7 protein-coding genes are annotated in these 21853 nt (G+C 64.9%); 3 read left to right on the top strand and 4 right to left on the bottom strand.

The annotated features are described in order from the left end of the window. Nucleotide 1: 1 nt before the first annotated feature. Entirely contained in the window at nucleotides 2-538 is a 537-nt protein-coding gene (locus GST84_08295; protein XGB12365.1) for a 2Fe-2S iron-sulfur cluster binding domain-containing protein, read from the bottom strand. Further along, nucleotides 531-3362 carry a molybdopterin-dependent oxidoreductase gene (locus GST84_08290; GenBank protein ID XGB12364.1) on the bottom strand — a complete coding sequence of 944 codons (2832 nt, stop codon included), beginning with the start codon at nucleotides 3360-3362 and terminating at the stop codon, nucleotides 531-533. Before GST84_08290 ends, GST84_08295 begins: the two co-directional genes overlap by 8 nt. Before the next feature lie 571 nt (nucleotides 3363-3933). On the opposite strand from GST84_08290, the gene dsbD reads away from it, so the two are divergent. Genes dsbD through dsbG form a run of 3 tightly spaced genes read left to right on the top strand, consistent with a single transcriptional unit; the run spans nucleotide 3934 to nucleotide 7245 of the window. Further along, nucleotides 3934-5649, top strand: a complete 1716-nt coding sequence (gene dsbD / locus GST84_08285; protein XGB12363.1) for a protein-disulfide reductase DsbD — start codon at nucleotides 3934-3936, stop codon at nucleotides 5647-5649. After that, nucleotides 5649-6485 carry a redoxin domain-containing protein gene (locus GST84_08280; GenBank protein ID XGB12362.1) on the top strand — a complete coding sequence of 279 codons (837 nt, stop codon included), beginning with the start codon at nucleotides 5649-5651 and terminating at the stop codon, nucleotides 6483-6485. Before dsbD ends, GST84_08280 begins: the two co-directional genes overlap by 1 nt. A gap of 1 nt (nucleotide 6486) precedes the next feature. After that, nucleotides 6487-7245 (top strand): thiol:disulfide interchange protein DsbG, encoded by a 759-nt coding sequence (dsbG, locus tag GST84_08275; protein ID XGB12361.1) that lies wholly within the window; start codon nucleotides 6487-6489, stop codon nucleotides 7243-7245. A 109-nt stretch (nucleotides 7246-7354) separates the two neighbouring features. On the opposite strand, the gene GST84_08270 is transcribed toward dsbG, so the two are convergent. Next, complete coding sequence (locus GST84_08270) at nucleotides 7355-8359, bottom strand: hypothetical protein (protein ID XGB15728.1); 1005 nt, start codon at nucleotides 8357-8359, stop codon at nucleotides 7355-7357. 348 nt (nucleotides 8360-8707) lie between these two features. Continuing rightward, entirely contained in the window at nucleotides 8708-21661 is a 12954-nt protein-coding gene (locus tag GST84_08265; GenBank protein XGB12360.1) for an amino acid adenylation domain-containing protein, read from the bottom strand. Nucleotides 21662-21853 lie beyond the last annotated feature (192 nt).

Genomic DNA, 21853 nt, shown 5'->3' with positions numbered 1-21853 from the left:
TTCAACCCTCCTTGACCAGGCCGAGATCATTGAGCACCTTGCGGGTGGCATCGTAGTAACGCACATAGCCTGTGCAGCGGCAGATGTGGTGACCGAGGCTGGCCTCGATGCGGTCTTCCACTTCGCTCTTCTTCAGCGGCTGGCGCTGGGCCGTTTCCACCAGCACGGTAGCGGCGTTGACGAAGCCTGGTGCGCAGTAGCTGCACTGGAAGGCGAACAGGTCGACGAACTTCTGCTGGATCGGGTTGAGCGTCAGGTTGCCGGCCTCGTCTTTTTTGGCATGGCCTTCGATGGTGCGAACCTTCTTGCCTTCGAAGTAATGCGCACCGGTGATGCAGGTGCGCACTTCTTCGCTGGTGCCGTCGGGGTTGTCGACGATCACCACGCAGGCGTGGCAGATGCCCTGGCCGCAGCCCAGGCGCGAGCCGGTGAGGTTCTGGTGTTCGTGCAGGTAGTCGATCATCGCCAGGTCCGCAGGGACCTCGACCGGCCCGACCGGTTGGCCATTGAGCGTCAGTTGCAGTGGACGGTTAGCCATTGAGGGCCTCCTTGATACGGGCTGGGGTGATGGGGAGATCGCGCACGCGCTTGCCGATGGCATGCGCGACGGCATTGCCGATGGCACCGACGACCGGGATCATCACCACTTCGGCGATGCCCTTGGAGGGGTCGGTCGGTGACAGCGGCGGGAGGATTTCGCTGGTCTGCTGCCACACCGCCACATCGCGCGCATGCGGCAGGCGGTAGCGGTTGAAGTTCCAGTCGCCCTCCCCGGGCCCACCCTCGTACAACGGCATTTCTTCGGTCAGTGCATGACCAATGCCCATGGCGATACCGCCTTCGAGCTGGCCCTTGACCAGTTCCGGCACCAGCACCCGGCCACACTCGACCCAACTGTGGTGGTTGAGCACCTGCGTCTCCAAGGTGCCTTTGTTGACCTTGACCTCGACGATGGTCGCCACCGGGCTGTAGTAGGTGACCATGGCATTGTTCAACTGGGTGTCGGGGTAGGCCGCATTCTGCCGGTCGAGCAGGTGGTAGCCATGGCTGTTCATCTGCGCCTTCTTGGCATTGACCGCCCCATCGCCGTATTTCACCGCCACCGCGTCGAGCGGTAAACGCTCACGCACGCCGTCGATGACGAAGTCGGCCTCGGCCCAGCTCCAGCGGTTGAAACCGTGCACACTGGCGCCGGTGACCAAGCCCATGTCGTGGGCCTTCTGTGCGAGCTGGGCGAACGGAATCGGCTGCAGACCGTTACCGGTCAGCTCTCCGTTGACCCACACCGCATTTTCGCGGCGCACCACCAGTGGGTTGGCCTGGCCGCCATATGGGCCCTGGCTCCAGATCGCCATGGCCGCCGGCCACAGGCCATGGTTGAACAGCACACGCGCCGCTTCGCGGGTGGCATGGCTGAAGTAGAAGGCCGAGTTGGTCGCCGACGATGGCGACGCCAGCTTGCCGACCCAGCGCGGGTTGCGCAGCGCGGCGTCCTGCTCAGGCTGGCTGATCAGGTACGGGTTGCCGCTGGTGCTCAGTTGCAGCTCAGGCCATTCGGTGACTGCCGTCTTTACCTCGTCGGCCGAGCGGCCAAGGAAATCGCTGACCACCAAAGCCTGGGAGGTGGACATGCCGGTACCCAGCTCGGTGCCGATGTGGCGCAGGCTGATACGCCCGTCGCGGCTGAATTCGATGCTGGCCATCGGTGCTTCGGAGCCCGTGCCGAAGTCCTTCTGGCAAATGGCAAAGCCCACCCCGTACCAGTGGTCCTGATCCTGCGCGTCCATCTGCCGCTTGCGTGCGTCGCGGTCGCGCCACCATTCATGCACAGCGGCCTTGTCGAGGATCTCGTAAAGCCGCAGCGCGCCCGCCGGCACCGCGCCCTGGGTGTTCTTCATGCCCGATTTCAGCGCGTTGGCGCGGCGCAGGGCGATGGCATCGACCCCCAGGCGGCCGGCGATCTCATCCACCATCATCTCGGTGGCTGCCATGCTCTGCAGGGTGCCATAACCGCGCATGGAGCCGGCCTCGACACCGCGGGAATAGTAGGCAGTAACCGACAGGTCGTTCTGCGGCATGTAGTAGATCGACTGCGCTGCAGTGGCGCCTACGGCTGCCACCGACGGGCTGTAGTTGATGCGCCCGCCGCCGTCGCAGCTCATGTCGGCGCGGAAGATCTTGAAGCTGTTGTCCTTCTTGTCCACCGCCAGCTGGTAGCGGATATCGAAGGCATGGCGCTTGATGCCGCTCTGGAACTGCTCGTAGCGGTCGTTGGCCAGGCGGATCGGCACGCCGGCGCCGTACAGCGCGGCCACCGCGGCATAGAAGACGAAGATATTGTTGTCTTTTGAGCCATAGCCCACGGTGTAGCCCGGGTGCATGTTCAGCGTGTTCAGGGCGAAGCGCGACGGCTTGATCATGTGCACGCATTCCTGCGCCACTTCGAACGGGCACTGGGTGGCGACCACGAAGTGCAGCGTGCCCGTGGCCGGGTCGTACCAGCCGTTGCCGTTGTCCGGCTCCAGCGCGGCAGGTTCGATGGACGGCGTCTTGTAGCGCTCGTCGAACACCAGCCAGTCCTCGGGCGGGTTGTCCAGCTGCTCGGCCATGCGCTTGGCGTAGAACACCCCCTGCTCGGTCAGGTCGCCGTGCTGGTTGGGCTGCTTCGACCACACCGGCTTGCGGTTGAGAATGGTGGGGAACAGCATGGAGTTCTTCAGGCTGGAGAACTCATCGTCGTCGAACGGCGTGGCGCCGCCCACCCGCACGAAGCGGAAGCTGCCATAAGGGTCGCGCTGGTACAGCGGCGCCTGGGCACCGTAACGGATCGCCTGCTGATTGAACTGCAGCTTGCGCTTGGCCTGGCGGAAGCGCTCGAAGTCGTGCCAGATCAGGATCGCCACCGGGTGGCCGATGAACATCGGCACCTTGCCGGGCGGCAGCAGCGGGTCGGGCGAATGGGCCTCGGGCCAGGCAATGCCGTCCTGTTCGAGGTCGGCGGCAGTGACGATGCGGTCCGGCTGCAGGTCGGTGCCGAGCAGGCTGAGGTCATGCCCGGCATAGATACGATCAACCGTGGTGGCCTTGAGCAGCAGCGCATGGCCCTGCTGCGCGGGCCACCCGGGCATGTCCTTGGCGCGGATGTCGCGGGCGAACACCTTGTCGCCGCAGACCTTGGACAAGGCATCGTTACGGAAACGCGCCTTGCCATCATGGTTCATCCACTTCTGCGGCGAAGTGGTGACGCGCTCCTCCATCAGCGCGGCGAATGCCTGGCTGCCTAATGGCGCCATGGTCACACCGACACCAGCGATCAGGCCGCCTTGCAAAAAAGCGCGCCGGGAAATATCACGGTTGGACATGTTGGATCCTCTGGGCAGCAGGGGGTCTGCCCTGTTTTTGATTCTAGTACTGGCGGGAAAGCTGACTCGTGCGTCAACTTTACAGCAATTGGGTGGGCATAGGCAAAGTCAAGCCGACAATATGTCGCGGTGTGTCTGGGGTGACGGGCGGGATTGGGGGGGGCTGGTAGGTGTTCGCCTGGGGGGGCAGCGCCTGGGGTTTTCAGCGCCTGGGGGATCGAGCGCCGCCCGCGCGGCGCATCGCGAGCTGCGCTCGCTCCTACGTTTGTTTTTGGCCAGTAACGCCTGTTACAGGCGCGCGCGACCGCTTTGTTTGTACGACGCGATATCGCGCCATGCGCCAAGGCGTACGCGCGCAAATTTCACAGAAATAACTGGCCCGAAACAAACGTAGGAGCGAGCGCAGCTCGCGATGCGCCGCGCGGGCGGCGCTCGATCCCCCAGGCGCTGAAAATGCCGCGACGAACCCCTGTAAGCCCTTATGCTCTCCCAGCCCAAAAACCAGCGTTAACCTTCATTTAATCAACCCCAGCCAGCATGGCCCCATTCCCCGATTTGCCAAGGCGAAGACATGCGCGTTCTCCTGCTCTTCCTCACACTACTACTGGCCGGCCCGTTGCAAGCCAACCCGTTCGACGTGAAACCAGACTTCCTGCCGGTTGACCAAGCCTTCGTGCTCACCCACGACCGCCAGGCCGACGGCCAGATGCGCCTGTACTTCCAGATCAAGCAGGGGTACTACCTGTACCAGAAGCGCCTGAAGTTCGACGGCCTGCCTGCAGAGCAACACCCGCAGCTGCCGCCAGCGCTCAACCACCATGACGAGTTCTTCGGTGACAGCGCGGTGTACCGCGACCAGCTCGAACTGCTGCTGCCGGCCACTGCCCAGGGCCAATTGCGCCTGGGCTGGCAGGGCTGCGCCGACGCCGGCCTGTGCTACCCCCCGCAAACCACGCTGATCGACCTGGGCGGCAGTGTGGCGCCAGGCGCCGAGCAAGCCAGCGACCAGGCCTTGGCCAGTAACCTTCAGCAAGGCCACCTGGCCTGGAGCCTGCTGGCGTTCTTCGGCCTTGGACTCCTGCTGGCCTTCACCCCCTGCTCGCTGCCGATGCTGCCGATCCTTGCCGGGCTGGTGCTGGGCAATGGCGCCAGTGCCCGGCGCGGCTGGCTGCTGGCGGGGGTGTATGTGCTGAGCATGGCGCTGGTGTACGCCGCCCTGGGTGTGGTTGCCGCGCTGCTGGGCGCCAGCCTTCAGGCCTGGCTGCAGCAACCCTGGCTGCTGGGCAGCCTGGCGGGCCTGTTCGTGTTGCTGGCGCTGCCGATGTTCGGTGCCTTTGAACTGCAATTACCCGCCGTCGTGCGCGACCGCCTGGACCGCGCCGGGCAAGGTACCCGTGGCGGCAACCTGTATGGCGCGGCGTTGCTGGGCGCGTTGTCTGGCCTGCTGCTCGGTCCGTGCATGACCGCACCACTGGCCGGCGCACTGCTGTACATCGCCCAGAGCGGCGACGTGCTGCAAGGGGCCTTGGTGCTGTTCAGCCTCGGCCTGGGCATGGGCGTGCCGATGCTGTTGCTGGTAACCCTGGGCAACCGTTATCTGCCGCGCCCAGGTGCATGGATGAACCGGGTCAAGGGTGTGTTCGGCTTCGTGTTCCTGGCCATGGCGCTGTACACCGTGCGCAGCCTGCTGCCCGCTACCTTGCTGCTGGCACTGAGCGGCGCCTGGCTGATCGCCCTGGCCTGGGCCGCCTGGCCGGGCCTGCAGCGCCTGCCGGCGTTGCGCGCCGTACCGCTGTTGGGCGCCCTGTGGGGCGGCCTGTTGCTGGTCGGTGCGGCAGCCGGCGGCGACGACCTCTGGCAGCCGCTACGCCCGTTCACGGGGGGGGACAGCACAGCGGCCGCTGGCCTGCATGCCGAAGACAGTTTCGTCACCGTCAGCCGCCCCGAAGACCTGCAACGTGAGCTGGATGCGGCCAAAGCCCGCGGCCAGTGGGTGATGCTCGACTACTATGCCGATTGGTGCGTGTCGTGCAAGGTCATGGAAAAACAGGTGTTCGCCCGCAGCGACGTGCAGGCCGGCCTGGCCAACGTGCACCTGCTGCGCCTGGACGTGACCGCCGACAGCCCGGCCAGCAAGGCCCTGCTGCAGCGCTACCAGGTACCCGGCCCGCCTAGCATCATCTGGATCGGCCCGGAAGGCGAAGAACGACGCGCGCGGCGCATCACCGGTGAAGTTGATGCAGCAGCGTTCCAGCAACACTGGGCCCAGACCAGGAGCCAAGGCTGATGCTGACCATAACACTCGGGCCCCTGACCATGGCCCTCAACCACCTGCTGATGCTCACCGCCCTGGTGATTGCCAGCATTGTCGGCTGGTGGGTTGCCCGACGTGGCGGCGAGAGCCCGGAATCGGCGCTGTTCAACCTGTTCCTGATCGGCCTGCTGTGTGCCCGCGCCGGCTTCGTGCTGGCCTACTGGCCGATGTATCAGGACGACCCGCTGCAAATCATCGACATTCGCGATGGCGGCTTCCTGTTCTGGTCGGGCCTTGCCGGCATCGTGCTCGGAGCCCTGTGGCAGGGCTGGCGCCACCCCGGCCTGCGCCGCCCGCTAGGCTGGGCGCTGTTCAGCGGGGCACTGTTCTGGGGCCTGGCCAGCCTCGGCGGCCACCTCTACAGCAAAGGCACCGAGCTGCCCGACCTGAGCCTGCGCAACGCCGACGGCCAGGCCGTGGCATTGCACAGCTACCGCGGCAAGCCGCTGGTCATCAACATCTGGGCCACCTGGTGCCCACCGTGTCGGCGTGAGATGCCCGTGCTGCAACAGGCACAAAGCGCTTACCCGCACGTGACCTTCCTGTTCGTCAATCAGGGAGAGACCCCGGAAAACGTCAGCACCTTCCTCGCCACCACCGGCCTGAGCCTGACACACGTGCTGTTCGACGGCACCGGCCTGCTGGCCCAGCGCGTCGGCTCCATGGCCTTGCCCACCACCCTGTTCTACGACGCCAACGGGCGTCTGGTCGGCAGCCACCTGGGCGAACTGTCCCGGGCCAGCCTGCGCCACGCCCTGGAACCTTTCGACCGGGCCATTGCGCCCGCCCCTGCCGCACAAGGAAACTGACATGCGATTGACTGCACTGCTGCCCCTGTCCCTGGCCCTGCTGGCCTCCCCTGCCCTGCAGGCCGAAGAACTGCCCAAGGCGGTTCAGCAACTGCAAGCCAAGGGCGCCGTGATCAAGGGCAGCTTCGATGCGCCCAACGGCCTGCGCGGTTATGCCGCCGAGTACCAGAACAACGCCCTGGCCCTCTACCTGACCGCCGACGGCAAGCACGTGCTGGTCGGCAGCCTGTTCGACGAACAGGGCAAGGACCTGAGCGCCGAGCCGCTGCAAAAGCTGGTATACGCGCCGATGAGCAAGGAAATCTGGGCGAAAATGGAAAAGACCGCGTGGATCGCCGACGGCAAGGCCGATGCGCCGCGCAAGGTGTACCTGTTCAGCGACCCGAACTGCCCGTACTGCAACATGTTCTGGGAACAGGCGCGGCCCTGGGTGGAGTCGGGCAAGGTGCAGTTGCGCCATATCATGGTCGGCATCATCCGCGAAGACAGCCCGGGCAAGTCGGCGGCGCTGCTGGCGGCGAAAGACCCGGCCAAGGCACTGCAACAGCACGAGAAGGCCGGCAAGGCCAGCACCCTGAAGGCGCTGGAACAGGTGCCAGAGGCTGTGCAACAGAAGCTGGCGGCGAACATGGCGTTGATGGAAGAGATGGGGTTGCAGGCGACCCCAGCCATTTTCTATCAGGATGAGCAAGGCAACCTGCAAAGCCAGCAAGGGGCACCACGGCCGGAGATGCTTGGGAAGATTCTGGGCAAGCGCTGACTGTAAGATCGTCGGGGAGAGTGTCTGAACGTGTACGGACCTATTCGCGGTTGAATCCTCAACCACAGACTCATCGATACAGGCATCCCGACCAAACCCGCGGTTGCTCCTACAACTGCGGGCCATTCATCGCTTTGCGTATTCCTTGACTAATGCGTTGGAGCTCATCCTCGGAGTCTGATCCCGACGACGAGTCGAACGAAGATAACCTGCTTCGTTGAGCCGCGCGAAATTTTCTGGCGGCATCAATATCTCGTATAAGTTGCTCCCTCGCACCATCATGCTTTGACTGGGGAGGAAGTTTTATATCTGGCCTTTTTACCAAAAGTTCATAGGATTGGCCAACACCCGGCCCGACGGTACCCTTTTGCGAGGCAGCGAGCAATTTTTCAGGATCACTCAGCGAAACCTCCATCTTAGAAAAGGCCGCCCTGGTCATACTGTAAACATGTTTATTGACCCTTGAAAGTGCCGCCGCACTACGCAGGTCTAGATAACTGATGACTTTAGAGAATATATCAGGCTCATTTATGGAATTGATTGTAATGACCGACTTGGGAATTATGATACTGACCGGCTTCGGTATCAAAACAGGGCTTATCCTGCGCATCATCCGGCCGCTGGGGTCCACATTATTGACAGGATCGCAACTGCAATAACAGTACGCATTTACCCCTCCCTTTCCAAACGGGCTCAGCCTATCAGGCGAGGTGAACCGCATCAAAGTGGGATTGAATGATCGATAGCCATTGCCTAGTGCATAGCAACCCGAAACCAGAGTGAAAGCTTCGCCATTGAAGCCTAGTAACGTAAGCGTTGACGGTAATTTCGGATCGTGGCCGTATACAGAGTATGCGTGCTGTTCCCCTTTATCAGTTTCCTGCACTGACAGCACCGAGGCCTTGCCGTCTGTCGAGAACAGATGGTATGCCTCACCACCATCGACTCGTTGCTCGGCCAAGGGCATATCAGGCGTCCGAAAAACGGAGCGAAGCTGGTTCCCCTGCATCATCGAAACAAGGGACCTCCCCTGATAGAAGAAAGACGAGTTTGATGAACTTTCCATGCTGGTAGCTCCATATCTCCGGAGTAAATAGGATACGCGGTTACCCATATTGAATCCCTCGCAAAGATAGGGGGAACTGGTAAAAATGGTAGGTAAACCGTGAATGACTTTCAATTTTCCTGAGATCGGGCAGCAGTTCGTCACCTGGCGCTCGAAAAAGGCCGCCTGATGAGCCTGCCGATTACGCTCTAGAACCCAGTCGTAGTGGCCTGACAACCAAAATCCACATGCTCTGCGACGCCAACGTGACACCGCTGCGCTTCCTCCTCTCTGGCGGAAAAACCAGTGACTGCCGGCATGGTCTCACTGGCTTGTTCTATGCGGTGATCGCGACGTCTCTTCTCACATAGTCTTAGTACCGTGACCATTGAAAGGGGCGCCAAGCGCCCCTGCCCATCACAGCCCCTCCAGCTCCGCCATCAGGTCACTGAGCCGGTCGACCTTGTCATCATCCAGCGCACTGCCCTGCAGCCCCTGTACATACTCGGCCAACGCCTCCACCGTGCTGCACTCGAACATCGCCCGCAGCGGCACGCTCAGCTGTAGCTGCTTCTGCACCCGCGAAGCGATCTGCGTGGCCAGCAATGAATGGCCGCCCAGCTCGAAGAAGTTGTCGTACACCCCCACCCGCTCGGCTTTGAGCACATCGGCCCAGATGCCCGCCAACACATCCTCCAGGTCGTTACGTGGCGCCTGATAGGCCTGGCTATGCTGCACGCCGATGTCGATGGCTGGCAGGGCCTTGCGGTCGAGCTTGCCGTTGGCGTTGTGCGGCAAGCTGTCGAACCAGCCCCAATGCAACGGCACCATGTACTCCGGCAACTCGGCACGCAGTCGTTGCTTGACCTGCTCCAGCAACGCGGCATCGGCACTGACGCCTTGGTGCGCCACCAGGTAGCCAACCAGATACTTGCCGTTCACGCCCTCCTGCACCGCCACGGCGGCATCGCGAATTTCCGCTTGCTCATGCAGCCGGGCCTCGATTTCGCCCAGCTCAATGCGATAGCCGCGAATCTTCACCTGGTGGTCGATGCGCCCGACATATTCCAGCACGCCGTCCGGGCGTTGCCGCGCCAGGTCACCGGTACGGTACAGGCGCTCTCCCGGTGCCCCGTAAGGGTGAGGAATGAACGCCAGTGCCGTGCGCACCGGGTCACCGACGTAGCCACGGCCTACACCCGTACCCGCCACGCACAGTTCGCCCACCGCCCCCAGCGGCACCAGCTTCTGTTCCTCGCCGAACAGGTACAGGCGGTTGTTGTCCGTTGGCGTACCGATGGGCAGGTAGCTGCCTTGGGTCGAGGCGGAATCGACGCGGAAGAACGCCACGTCATCCGAGCACTCCGCCGGGCCATAGGCATTGACCAGGCCGATCTGCGGGTAGCGCTGCAGCCACTGCGCCGCCAGCTCCGGTGACATGGCCTCGCCGGTCGGCAGCATCCAGCGTAGGCCGTCGAGGGCCTGGTGGTCGCTGGCCAGCATGCCCTGGATCAGGGACGGCACGCTCTCCAGCACGGTGATGCCGGTGGCCTGCACGTGCGCCAGCAGGCCTTGCGGGTCGTGGGCGATGGCATTTGGCACGATCTCTACCTTGGCGCCGAACAGCGGCGCAGCCAGGAACTGCCAGACCGAGATGTCGAAGCTTTGCGAGGCGGTCTGGGCGATCACGTCCTGCTCGCTCAGCGCCAGGTAAGGCACCTTGCTCAGCTGATTGTTGAGCATGCCGCGCTGCTCGACCATCACCCCTTTCGGCAGACCGGTCGAGCCTGAGGTGTAGATCACGTAGGCGAGGTTGTCCGGGCCACTGTGGATACCCGGGTTGTGGCTTGCGATCGGGTTGGCCTGGACGTCTTCCCAGACCAGCAGTTGCGGCCGCAGCGCAGCCTCCAGCTCACCGAGCAACTGCCGTCCCTGCTCGGCGCAGGCCGCGCTGCACACCAACACTGGCGTGCGGCTGAGCTGGATGATGCTTTGCAGGCGCGCCGCCGGCAGGCCCGGGTCCAGCGGCAGGTAGCCGGCGCCGGCCTTGAAGCTGCCGACAATCATGCCCAGCAGCGGCAACCCACGTTCGGCAAGCAGTGCCACTGGCTGGTCCACGCAGACTCCGGCAGCCACCAACGCATGGCCCAGGCGGTTGGCCGCCAGGTTCAGCCTGGCGTAGTCATAGGATGCCTCCAGGCAGCGGGCCACGGTACGCTGTGGATGCGCCACGACCTGCGCTTCGAACTGCGCGATGTAGCTCTGTTCAAGTGGATAAACCCGCTCGGTCCGGTTGCAGTCCTCCAGCAGGAAGCCTTGCTCCTGGGCGCTCGACAGCGGTAGCTCGCTCACCTCCCCTTCAAAGCCTTGTACCAGCGCCAGCAGCAGGCGCTTGAATTCGGCCAGCAGGCGCTCGACGGTCGGGTAGTCGAAGTAGCGCTGGTCAAACGACAGGTGCAGGCCCAGGTCATCACCCGGGTAACACACCGCCGTCAGCGGGAAGTTGGTGTGGGTACGGCCCGAGTCGGAGCTGGCGTTCAGGTGCTGGGCGTGATCGAGCACGGCGGTTTCAACCGGCGCATTCTCGAACACGAACAGGCTGTCGAACAGCGGCTGGCCCTTGGGCAACTCGCTGCACGCCTGGATCGCCACCAGCGGCAGGTATTCGTACTCGCGCAGCTCCATGTTGCTTTGCAGCAGGCCCTGCAGCCACTGGCGTACGCTGCAACGCTCACCCGCCGCGGGCAACTGCACGCGCAGGGCCACGCTGTTGATGAACAGGCCGACGGTGCGCTGCATCTGCGGCATGCTCACCGGGCGCCCGGCCACGGTTACGCCAAAGGCCACGTCGCGGTCGCCGCTGTAGCGCGACAGCACCAGGGCCCAGGCCGCCTGGGCGAAAGTGTTGACGGTGAGCTGATGGGCCTGGGCCAGCTCGCGCAGACGCACGCCATCATTCACCTCAAGGCGGGTATAACAATCGCCGACGACCATGCCGCTACCGGCGTGGTCATGGCGCAGCGGGCGGTCGCTCGGGATGGCTGTGGCACGTTCGAAGCCGGCCAGGTTGGCCTGCCACCAGGCGCGTGCGTCGTCCAGGCCCTGGCGCTGCAGCCAACCGATGTAATCGCGGTAACGCGGCGGCACCGGCAGTTGGGCCTGACGGCCTTCGCCAAGGGCCTGGTAGACCTCGAAGAAATCGTTCATCAACAGCGAGCGGCACCAGGCATCGATAAGGATGTGGTGGTTGCTCATCATGAACCAGTAGCGTTCATCGGCCACGCGCACCAGGCGCAGATGGAACGGTGCCTCGCTGAGCAAGGCAAAGCCGGCCTCGCGCTCCTGCTTGTGCAGGGCCTGCAGGCGCTGCTCCTGGGCATCGTCGGCCAGGCCGCGCCAGTCCTGGTAGTCCACCGCCAGGTTGCCCGGCTTGTGGATGATCTGCAGCATCGCCTCGCCGCTGTTCCAGCTGAACGAGGCGCGCAACGCTTCGTGGCGCGCCAGCACGGCCTGCCAGGCCTGGGCGAAACGCTCGGGGTCGAGCGCGCTGTTGATGCGGTAGCGGTCCTGCATGTAGTAGAGGCCAGTGCCCGGCTCCAGCAGGGTGTGCAACAGCATGCCTTCCTGCATCGGCGTCAGCGGGTAAACGTCCTCGATCTGCGCGGCCGGGACCGGCAATGCGTCGATCTGCTCCTGAGTCAGGTGCGCCAGCGGGAAGTCCGATGGGGTGAAGCTGCCATTGCCATCGGCCAGACAATGCGCGACCAGCGCCAGCAGCTCCTGACGATAGCCCTCAGCCAGACCCGCGATAGTCTTCTGGTCGTAGCGCTCGGCGCTGAAGGTCCAGCGCAGTTGCAGAGCACCGCCATACACCTGGCCATCGACGCTCAACCAGTTGGGCAACGGCGCATCGAGATCATGCGCCAACCCGGCCGGGGCTTCCAGGGGCTGGAACAAGGCCGCACTGTCGAACTGCTGGTCGAACTGGCCCAGGTAGTTGAAGGTGATGCGCGCCTGCGGCAAGGCCGCCATCTGCTCGCGCCCGGCGGCATCCGCCAGGTAGCGCAGTACGCCGTAGCCCAGGCCCTTGTGCGGTACATGGCGCAGTTGTTCCTTGATGCGCTTGATCGAACCGGCCCGCGCCGCGTCGTCTTCACCTGGCAGCGGACGCAGGCTCAGTGGGTAGGCATTGGTGAACCAGCCGACGCTGCGGGTCAGGTCCATGTCTTCGAACAACCCGTCACGGCCATGGCCTTCGAGCTGCACCAGCACTTCTTCATCGCCGCTCCAGCGGCACAAGGCCCGCGCCAGTGCGGTCAACAGCAGGTCGTTGACCTGGGTGTGGTAAGCCGCCGGGGCCAGTTGCAACAGCTGTCGGGTCTGCTCCACGTCCAGGCCGATGGCCAGGGTTTGAGCGTCGCGATGCAAATTGCCGCCCTGCGGATGGTCGCACGGCAATTCGCGACGCACACCGCCCAGCTGGCCTTGCCACCAGGCCAGTTCGTCACGCAGCGAATCGCTGCCGGCGTAGCTGACCAGGCGCGCGGCCCAGTCGCTGACGGCGTGGGTCTTGGCCGGCAGAGGCTGGCCACGGTACAGCGCCTGCAGGTCTTCCAGCAGCACCCGCCAGGACACGCCATCAACCACCAGATGATGAATCGCCAGCAGCAACCGCTGAGTGCCCTGCCCGTCACGCACCAGCAAGGCGCGCAGCAGCGGCCCCTGTTGCAGGTCCAGGCTGCGCTGCACGTCGGTGTAAAGTGCCTGACAATCATTGAAATCGGCGACAGTGGCGCCCCACAGCAGTTGCTCGGCGCCAGGCTGCGCGTACTGGGCCTGCCAGCGGCCCTGGGCGTCGCTGAAGCGCAGGCGCAGGCTGTCATGGTGCTGCACCAGCGCAGCCAACGCCTGTTCTAGGGTGGCCTCATCCAAGGGTTGGCGCGGCTCCAGCAGCACCGCCTGGTTCCAGTGTTGCGGCTTTGGCACGTCACTGTCGAAGAACCAGTGCTGGATCGGCGTCAGCCCGGCCTGCCCCTGGCGCAGGCCCTGCTCGACCGTGCTCACGGCTTCGCTGAGCTGAACCACAGCCGCCAGGGTCTGGATGGTCTGATGCTGGAACAGATCGCGCGGGGTGAATTGCAAGCCGGCCTGCCGGGCGCGGCTGACCACCTGGATCGACAGGATCGAGTCGCCCCCCAGCTCGAAGAAATTGTCCTGCACGCCGACCCGGGCAACGTTGAGCACATCGCGCCAGATCTGCGCCAGCTGTGCTTCCACCTCATTGCCAGGGGCCTGGTATTGCTGCCGCGCCTGCTCAAGGTCCGGCAGCGGCAGCGCACGGCGGTCGAGTTTGCCGTTGCCCATCAGCGGCAGGCTGTCGAGCAGCACCAGGTGCGCAGGCACCATGTAATCGGGCAGATGCTGGCGGGCATCGGCTTTCACCGCTTCGCGCAGCAGGTTTTGCGCCTCGCTACCGCCGGTGGCCTGCCTGCACACCAAGTAGCCCACCAACTGCTTGCCGCCCGGCAAGTCCAGCGCCTGCACGACGGCCTCGTCGACATCGTCGTGGGCCTGAAGGCGGCTCTCGATTTCACCCAGCTCGATGCGGAAGCCGCGGATCTTTACCTGCTGATCAGCACGGCCGAGATACTCCACCAGGCCATCAGTACCCAGGCGTACCAGGTCGCCGGTACGGTACAGGCGCCCGCCTTCGGCACTGAACGGGTCGGCGACAAAGCGCTCGGCAGTGAGGCCTGGACGGTCATGGTAACCCTGCGCCAGGCCGGCACCGCCGACATACAGCTCGCCAATGCCGCCTTGCGGCAACAAAGCCAGATCCTCGTCGAGGATGTAGGCCGTACGGCTACCGATGACGCGGCCTATCGGTACGCTGCCAAGGTCTGCTGGCAAGGCCTCTGGCGCCTGGCAAGCCAGCGGCATGACCACGGTTTCGGTCGGGCCGTAGGCATTGAAGAACAGCTGTGGCACGAAGGCCTGGCGGATGCGTTGCAGGTGCTCGCCGGTCAGCGCTTCGCCGCCGGTGATCACCAAGCGCACCGGCAACTGTTCGCCCTGCCCACCCAGGTACTGGGCCAGTTGGCTGCCGTAGCTAGGGGTGAAACCGAGGATGCTTACCTGCTGCTCACGCACCAGTTGGCAGATTTCCTCGGCACCCCACTGCCCTTGGGCGCGCAGCACCACACGGGCGCCACACAGCAGCGGCGCCCACAGGCGCTCGCTGGCAGCGTCGAAATTGATCGAATAGAAATGCAGTTCGCAGTCATCGCTGCGCATGCCGAATGCGGCGATCACCGCCTGGCAGTGCATGGCGAACTCGCCATGGCTGACCACCACGCCCTTGGGTTTGCCGGTGGAGCCTGAGGTGTAGATCAGGTAAGCCTGGTGCTGCGGCAGGCTGAGGTTGTCCAGCGGCGCATCGCTGTAGGCCGCCAGGCTGGCGGCATCGTCTTCCAGGCTCCAGCTGGCCACGCCTTCAGGCAGCTCGCCCACGGCTTGCAGCAACGCGCGCTGACTCAGCAGCAAGCCGATGCGGCTGTCTTCGATCATGTAGCGCAGGCGGTCGAGCGGGTACTCGGGGTCGAGCGGTACATAAGCGCCGCCGGCCTTGAGGATGGCCAGCAGGCCAACCACCATTTCCAGCGATCGCTCCAGGGCCAGGCCCACGCGCACCTGCGGGCCGACACCACGCTCGCGCAGGGCGCGGGCCAGGCGGTTGGCCTGTTGGTCGAGTTCGGCATAGGTCATGTGCTGGCCGGCAAAGGTCAACGCACCAGCCTGTGGCGTACGCGCGGCCTGGGCGGCGAACAGGCCGTGCAAGGTCTGGTCGAGGTCGAAATCGTGCTTGCCCTGCAACTGGCCCACCAGCACCTGCTGCTCGGCGCTGCTCAGCATCGGCAGCTCGCACAGGCGCTGTTGCGGGTTGTCCAGCAGGCCGACCAGCAGTTGCTGCCAATGCTCGGCCATGCGCGCGATGCGCGGCTCGTCGAACAGGTCGCGGCTGTAGGTCAGGCAGCAACCCAGACGACCGTCGAGGTCGGTCACCTCCAGGTACAGGTCGAACTTGGTGGCGCTGGCGTCATTGACCAGGTAATCCACCTGCATGCCGGCCAAGCTGCGGCTTTGCTGGAAAGCCCAGCGCTGCACGTTGCACATCACCTGGAACAGTGGGTTGTAGGCGCTGCTGCGCGGCGGCTGCAAGGCCTCCACCAACTGGTCGAACGGCAGGTCCTGGTGCGACTGGCCTTCGATGGCGGCCTGACGCATCTGCTCCAACAACTGCGCGGCGGTCATCTGCCCGTCCAGCTCGCAGCGCAGCACCTGGGTATTGAGGAAGGCGCCGATCAGCCCTTCGCTTTCCGGACGGATGCGGTTAGCCACCGGCGCGCCGATGCGCAGGTCGCGCTGGCCGCTGTAGCGGTGCAGCAAGGCGGCCAGGGTAGCGGTCATGGTCATGAACAGAGTGAGGCCGCGCTGGCTGTTGAAGGCATGCACGCGGGCGACCAGGGCCGGGTCGAGGTCGAAGCGGTACAGCTCGCCACGGTGGCTTTGCACAGCCGGCCGCGGGCGGTCGGCGGGCAAGGCCAATACCGGGTGTTCATCGCCCAGGCGAGCCTTCCAGTAGGCCAACTGGCGCGCGCCCTCGCCGCTTTCCAGCCATTGCCGTTGCCACACGCTGTAGTCCAGGTACTGCACCGGCAGCGGCGCCAGTGGCGATTCGCGGTCATCGACAAAGGCTTCGTACAGCTCACCCAGCTCGCGGGCGAAGATGTCCATGGCCCAGCCTTCGGTGACGATGTGGTGCAGCGTCAGCACGAAGAAGTGCTCGCGCTCATCGGCCTTGACCAGGCAGGCGCGCAGCAGCGGACCACGCTCCAGGTCGAATGGCTGGTGCGCCTGGTCGTCGGCCAGTTGTTGCAAACGTTGCTGGCGGGCATCGACTGACAACGCACTGAAGTCTTGCCAGTCGAGATGCAGGCCACTGTCTTCAGCCACACACTGGTACGGCACCCCGTCGATGCTGGGGAACGTGGTGCGCAAGGTTTCGTGGCGCACGATCAGCGCCTGCAGCGCACGCTCGAAAGCGTCTATATGCAGGGTGCCGCGCAGGCGTGCCATGCCGCCGACGTTGTACGCCGGGCTATCCGGCTCCATCTGCCAGAGGAACCACATTCGCTGCTGCGAGTACGACAGCGGCACCGCCTGACGGCGGTCGACACGGGCGATTGCACCTTGCAGATTGCGCTCGCCGGCCGCGCGCAAGTGGGCGATCTCGGCACAGAAGGCGCCCAATTCGCTGGCTTCGAACAGGGCCTTGAGCGGCAGCTCGACATCGCAGGCCTGGCGGGTGCGCGAAACGATCTGAGTCGCCAGCAACGAGTGACCACCGAGGGCGAAGAAGTCGTCCTGCAGGCCAATGCGCGGCAAATTCAACACGTCGCGCCAGATGGCCGCGACCTGTTGTTGCAGCTCGGTTCGTGGCTCGACATGCTCACGCTGCTGCCACACTGGAGCAGGCAGTGCCTTGCGGTCGACCTTGCCGCTGGGGCCCAGGGGCATCTGTGCCAAAGGGATGAGTTGCGCCGGCACCATGTAGGCTGGCAATTGCTCAGCCAGCACGGCCAGCACCTCGGCAGGCTGGGCGCTGCCACTGTAATAGCCGACCAGTTGCGCGCCAACGGCGTCCTTGTGTATCAGCACCAGCGCCTGTTCCACACCCGCCTGTGCCAGCAGGCAGGCCTGAACTTCCTCTGGCTCGACGCGAAAACCACGCACCTTTACCTGCTGGTCGAGGCGGCCAAGGTATTCCAGGGCCTCCAGCTGAACCTGCCAGCGGGCGCGATCGCCACTGCGGTACAGACGCTGACCATTGCCGTCGGCCTGGGGTACGAAGCGCTCGGCAGTGAGGCCGGGGCGGCCCAGGTAACCCCGGGCCAGGCCCGCGCCACCGAGGTACAGTTCGCCCGGCACACCGGGGGCGCTCAGTTCCAGCTCATCGTCCAGCACGCGGCACAGCACATTGCCCAGCGGGCGGCCGATGGGCGAGCGCTCACCGTCCGCCACCTGGCAGTGCCAGTGGGTGACGTTGATGGCGGTTTCGGTCGGGCCGTACCGGTTGTGCAACTGCACCTGCGGCAGCACCTGCAGCACGCGGTCACGCAGCGTGGCGGACAACGCTTCGCCACCCGAGAACACCCGGCGCAAGCTACTGCAGGCACCTGCCTGCGGCTCCTGGACGAACACCTGCAACAGCGGCGGTACAAAGTGCAGCGTGGTCACCCCATGGGCCTGCACCAGGGCAGCGATACGCTGTGGGTCGCGGTGTTCACCAGGGCCAGCGAGCACCAGCTTGCAGCCGGTGACCAACGGCCAGAAGCATTCCCACACCGAGACGTCGAAACTGATCGGCGCCTTCTGCATCAGCACGTCGCTGTCATTCAGCACATAGGTCGCCTGCATCCACTGCAGGCGCTCGGCCAGCGCCGCATGGGTATTGCCTACGCCCTTGGGCTGCCCGGTGGAGCCGGAGGTATAGATAACGTAGGCCAGGTTGTCGCCGTGCAGGTGCAGGCCGGGGGCATGGCTGGGCCAGCTGTCCAGGTGCAACTGGTCGAGGGCAATGGCGCTGACACCGTCGACCTGCGGCAGCTTGCCCAGCAGGCTGCTGTGGCTCAGTAGCAAACGGGCGTCGCAGTCGGCCAGCATGTAGGCCAGGCGTTCGGCAGGGTAATCGACATCCAGCGGCACGTAGGCACCGCCAGCCTTGAGAATGGCTAGCAGGCCAACCAGCAATTGCGGCGAGCGCTCGATGGCAATGGCCACACAGGTATCGGGGCCGACGCCTTTGTCACGCAGGTAGTGCGCCAGCCGGTTGGCTTGCTGGTGCAGCCCGGCGTAATCCAGGCTGCCGCCGTCCCAGATCAGGGCGGTGCGTTGCGGCGTCAGGCGTGCCTGCTCATTGAGTTGTTCGACCAACAGGTGCTGCGCTGCGGCGGCCTCTGCCTGGCCCCAACCCAGCAGCTGCGCACGGCCGTGCTCATCCAGCAATTGCACCTCTCCCAGCGCCTGCTGCGGCGCGGCACACGCCTGTTCCAGCAGGACCAGCAGGTGATGGGCCAGACGTTCGACGGTGCTGGCTTCGAACAGCTCCGCGGCGTAGTCGAGGGCCAGGCTCAGGCGGCCCAGATGGTCTTCCTCACTGTGCAACTGCAAGTCGAACTTGGCTTCACGGCTGTGCCACGGCAGCTCTTCGGCCAACAGCCCCGGCAGACGCCGCAGGGCTGACAGGTCGCGTTGCTGGTGGTTGAACATGACCTGGAACAGACCTTGCTCACGGGCCTCTGGCAAGGCTTCGACCAACTGCTCGAATGGCAGGTCCTGGTTGGCCTGGGCTTCCAGGGTGGCTTGACGGACCTGGGCCAGCAACTGTGCGAACGACAGACGGCCATCGAATTGCGCGCGCAGCACCTGGGTATTGATGAAAAAACCGACCAAGCCCTGAGTTTCCATACGCGGGCGGTTGGCATTGGGCACACCGACGCGGATATCGGGCTGGCCGCTGTAGCGGTGCAGCAGCGCCTGCCAACCTGCCAGCAGGACCATGAACAGGCTGGCCTGCTGCTCGCGGGCAAGGCCCTTGAGCGCTTCAGTAAGCATGGCCGGCACCTTGAGGCTGAAACGGGCGGCGCGATGGTCGCGCTGGCTGGCACGTGGATGATCGGTGCACAGGTCGAGCACCGGCAGTTCATCGCCCAGGCGCGCCTGCCAATACTGCAGCTGCCGCTCGGCTTCGCCTTCAGCCAGCCATTGCCGCTGCCAACTGCCGTAGTCGGCGTAACCCAGGGGCAGCGGCGCCAGGTTGGCCTCCAGGCCCTGGCAGTGGGCGGCATACAGTTTGGCGAACTCATCGAGGAGGATGTTCAGCGACCAGCCATCAGCGACGATGTGGTGCAAAGTCACCCACAGTTGATGGTCTTCATCGTCCAGCCGCGCCAGGGTCACCCGCAGCAACGGGCCCTGGGAGAGGTCGAACGGCTGGCGGGCCTCGGTTTCACGCTGCGCGGCAACCTGCTCGGGCGAGTGCCCTTCAAGGTCCAGGCGGTGCAGGCTGAACGGTTGTTGCGGCAGGATACGCTGCAGCGCCTGGCCATTCTCTTCGCTGAACACGGTACGCAGCGATTCATGGCGCGCCACCAGTGCCTGGAAGGCCACTTTTAGAGCGTCGACATCCAGCTCGCCGCGCAGGTGCAAGCCGGCGGGAATGTTGTAGGCCGCTGATTGCGGATCCAACTGCCAAAGCAGCCACAAGCGGTTTTGCGCCAGCGACTGGGGCAACGCCTGGGCGCGCTCCAGCGTGGTGATGGCTGCGGTGCCTGCGGCGCCATCGGCGATGACCTGTGCCACGGCCTTGCTGTAGTCGGCCAGTACCGGCGCCTCGAACAGCATGCGCAGGCTCAGGTCGATACCCAACTCATCGGCCAGGCGCGCTGTCGCCTGGGTGGCGGCGATGGAGTTACCGCCCAGCAACAGGAAGTGGTCGTCCGCGACCACCGCCTCTACCTTGAGGATCTCGCGCCACACACCCGCGATGCGTGCTTGCAGCTCATCGCCAGCGGTTGCACCGGCACCGGCTTCGCTTGCCTCAGGGAAACGGGCATAGCAGTCGAGGCTGCCATCGTCCATGCGCAGGCGGCAGGCAGCGCGTTGCAACTTGCCGCTGGAGGTCTTCGGCAGCGCGCCGGGGTTCAGCAACAGGACCACGGCGGGGGCCTGCCGGCAGGCATCGGCGATGACCTGCCGGAGGGTCTTGATCAGGTCCTGGGGCTTGAGTGCCTTTTGCACGTTGCGGCTGACCTCCACCGCGACACCGATGCCCTCCTCGCCTTGATGCTCGACGGCGAACACCGCCACCCGGCCTTTACGCAGCACCTGCACTTCACGTTCGAGGGTTTTCTCCAGGTCTTGCGGGTAAAGGTTCTGCCCACGCACGATCAGCATGTCTTTCAGGCGCCCGGTGACGAATACCTCGCCTTCACGCATGAAGCCCAGGTCGCCGGTACGCAGCCAGGTCTGGCCATCCATTTCGACGAAGGTGCGAGCGCTGGCTTCTGGGTTGCGCCAGTAGCCCAGGGCGATGCTCGGGCCGCCTGCCCAAATTTCCCCCACCTGGTTGTCGCCCAGCACTTGCAGTTGTTGCGGCTCGACGATGCGTATCGCGTGCCCCGGCTGCGGGAAGCCGCAACTCATCAGCACGCTGCCAGTGCCGGGTTCGGCGCGGTTGGCGGCGAAGGCTTTGGCATCCAGCTCAAGCGCGGGGATACCCTGTCCACGGCGGCTGCCGCTGACGAACAAGGTGGCTTCGGCCAGGCCATAACTGGCGAAGAAGCTGTGCGGGTCGAAACCGCAGGCCTGGAACTTGTCGGCAAAGGTGGCCAGGCTGTCCTGGCGGATTGGCTCGGAGCCCGAATAGGCTACGCGCCAGCGGCTCAGGTCGAGCCCGGCCAGCGAAGCCTCGCTCACCCGCTCGCTGCACAGGCGGTAGGCAAAGTCGGGCCCGCCGCTGATGGTGCCACCGTAGTCGCTGATGGCCTGCAACCAACGCAGCGGCCGGGCCAGGAAGAACCCTGGCGACATCAGCACGCAGGGCACACCGCTGAAGATCGGCTGCAACAGGCCGCCGATCAGCCCCATGTCGTGGTATAGCGGCAACCAGCTGACGATCACGTCGTCGGGATTGAGGTCGATGCCGAAGCCTTGGCGGATCAGTTGCTCGTTGGCCACCAGGTTGCCATGGCTGACCTGCACGCCCTTGGGCAGCGCGGTGGAACCGGAGGTGTACTGCAGGAAGGCGATGTCCTCGCCCTTGAGTGCGGGCTCACGCCAGGTCGCGGCCAGCGCCGGGTCCAGGCCGTCCACGGCCAGCAACTCGGGCGTGTCGTCTGCCGCAAGCACCTCCAGGCCTTGCAGGTGGTCGTGCAGCGCCGCCACGGTCAGCAGCAGGCGCGGCCCGGCGTCGGCGATGATCGACAGCAAACGCTCCTGATGATGCTGGCGCGCGGACTCCGGCGGGTAAGCCGGCACCGCGATCACGCCTGCGTACAGGCAACCGAAGAACGCCGCCACGTAATCCGGCCCGCTGGGGAACAGCAACACGGCACGGTCACCGAAGCTGGCACGCGCCTGCAAGGCAGCGGCGATGGTGCGCGCACGCTGGTCGAGGTCCCGGTAGCTGAGCACGGCCTGCTCGCCGGGGGCGTCGGAGAGAAAGCGCAGAGCAATCCTGTCCGGGGTCTGCGCGGCGCGTTGCGCCAGGGCCTGGACCAGCGAGAGCGGGAGTTCGAAGGCGTCCGTCATGGGGTGTTCCTGCCAGTGTCTGTTAGGGCGTGCCGACTGCGCCGCGAACAGCGGCGGGCAGCGAGCGGCGACCGGGGATGTACACAGGGGAACGGATGGACGGGGGCAGAAATTAGCGGGGGCGAGGGTGTGGGGCTGCGTGAAGGCTGGAGGCATACCTGGGGGCATGCCCCCTTGGGACAGCAACACGCA

The organism is Pseudomonas putida, from assembly GCA_041879295.1.
Taxonomy (GTDB): domain Bacteria; phylum Pseudomonadota; class Gammaproteobacteria; order Pseudomonadales; family Pseudomonadaceae; genus Aquipseudomonas; species Aquipseudomonas putida_Y.
Note: the sequence above shows the minus strand (reverse complement) of the source record. Positions and strands in the feature narration are given on the sequence as shown.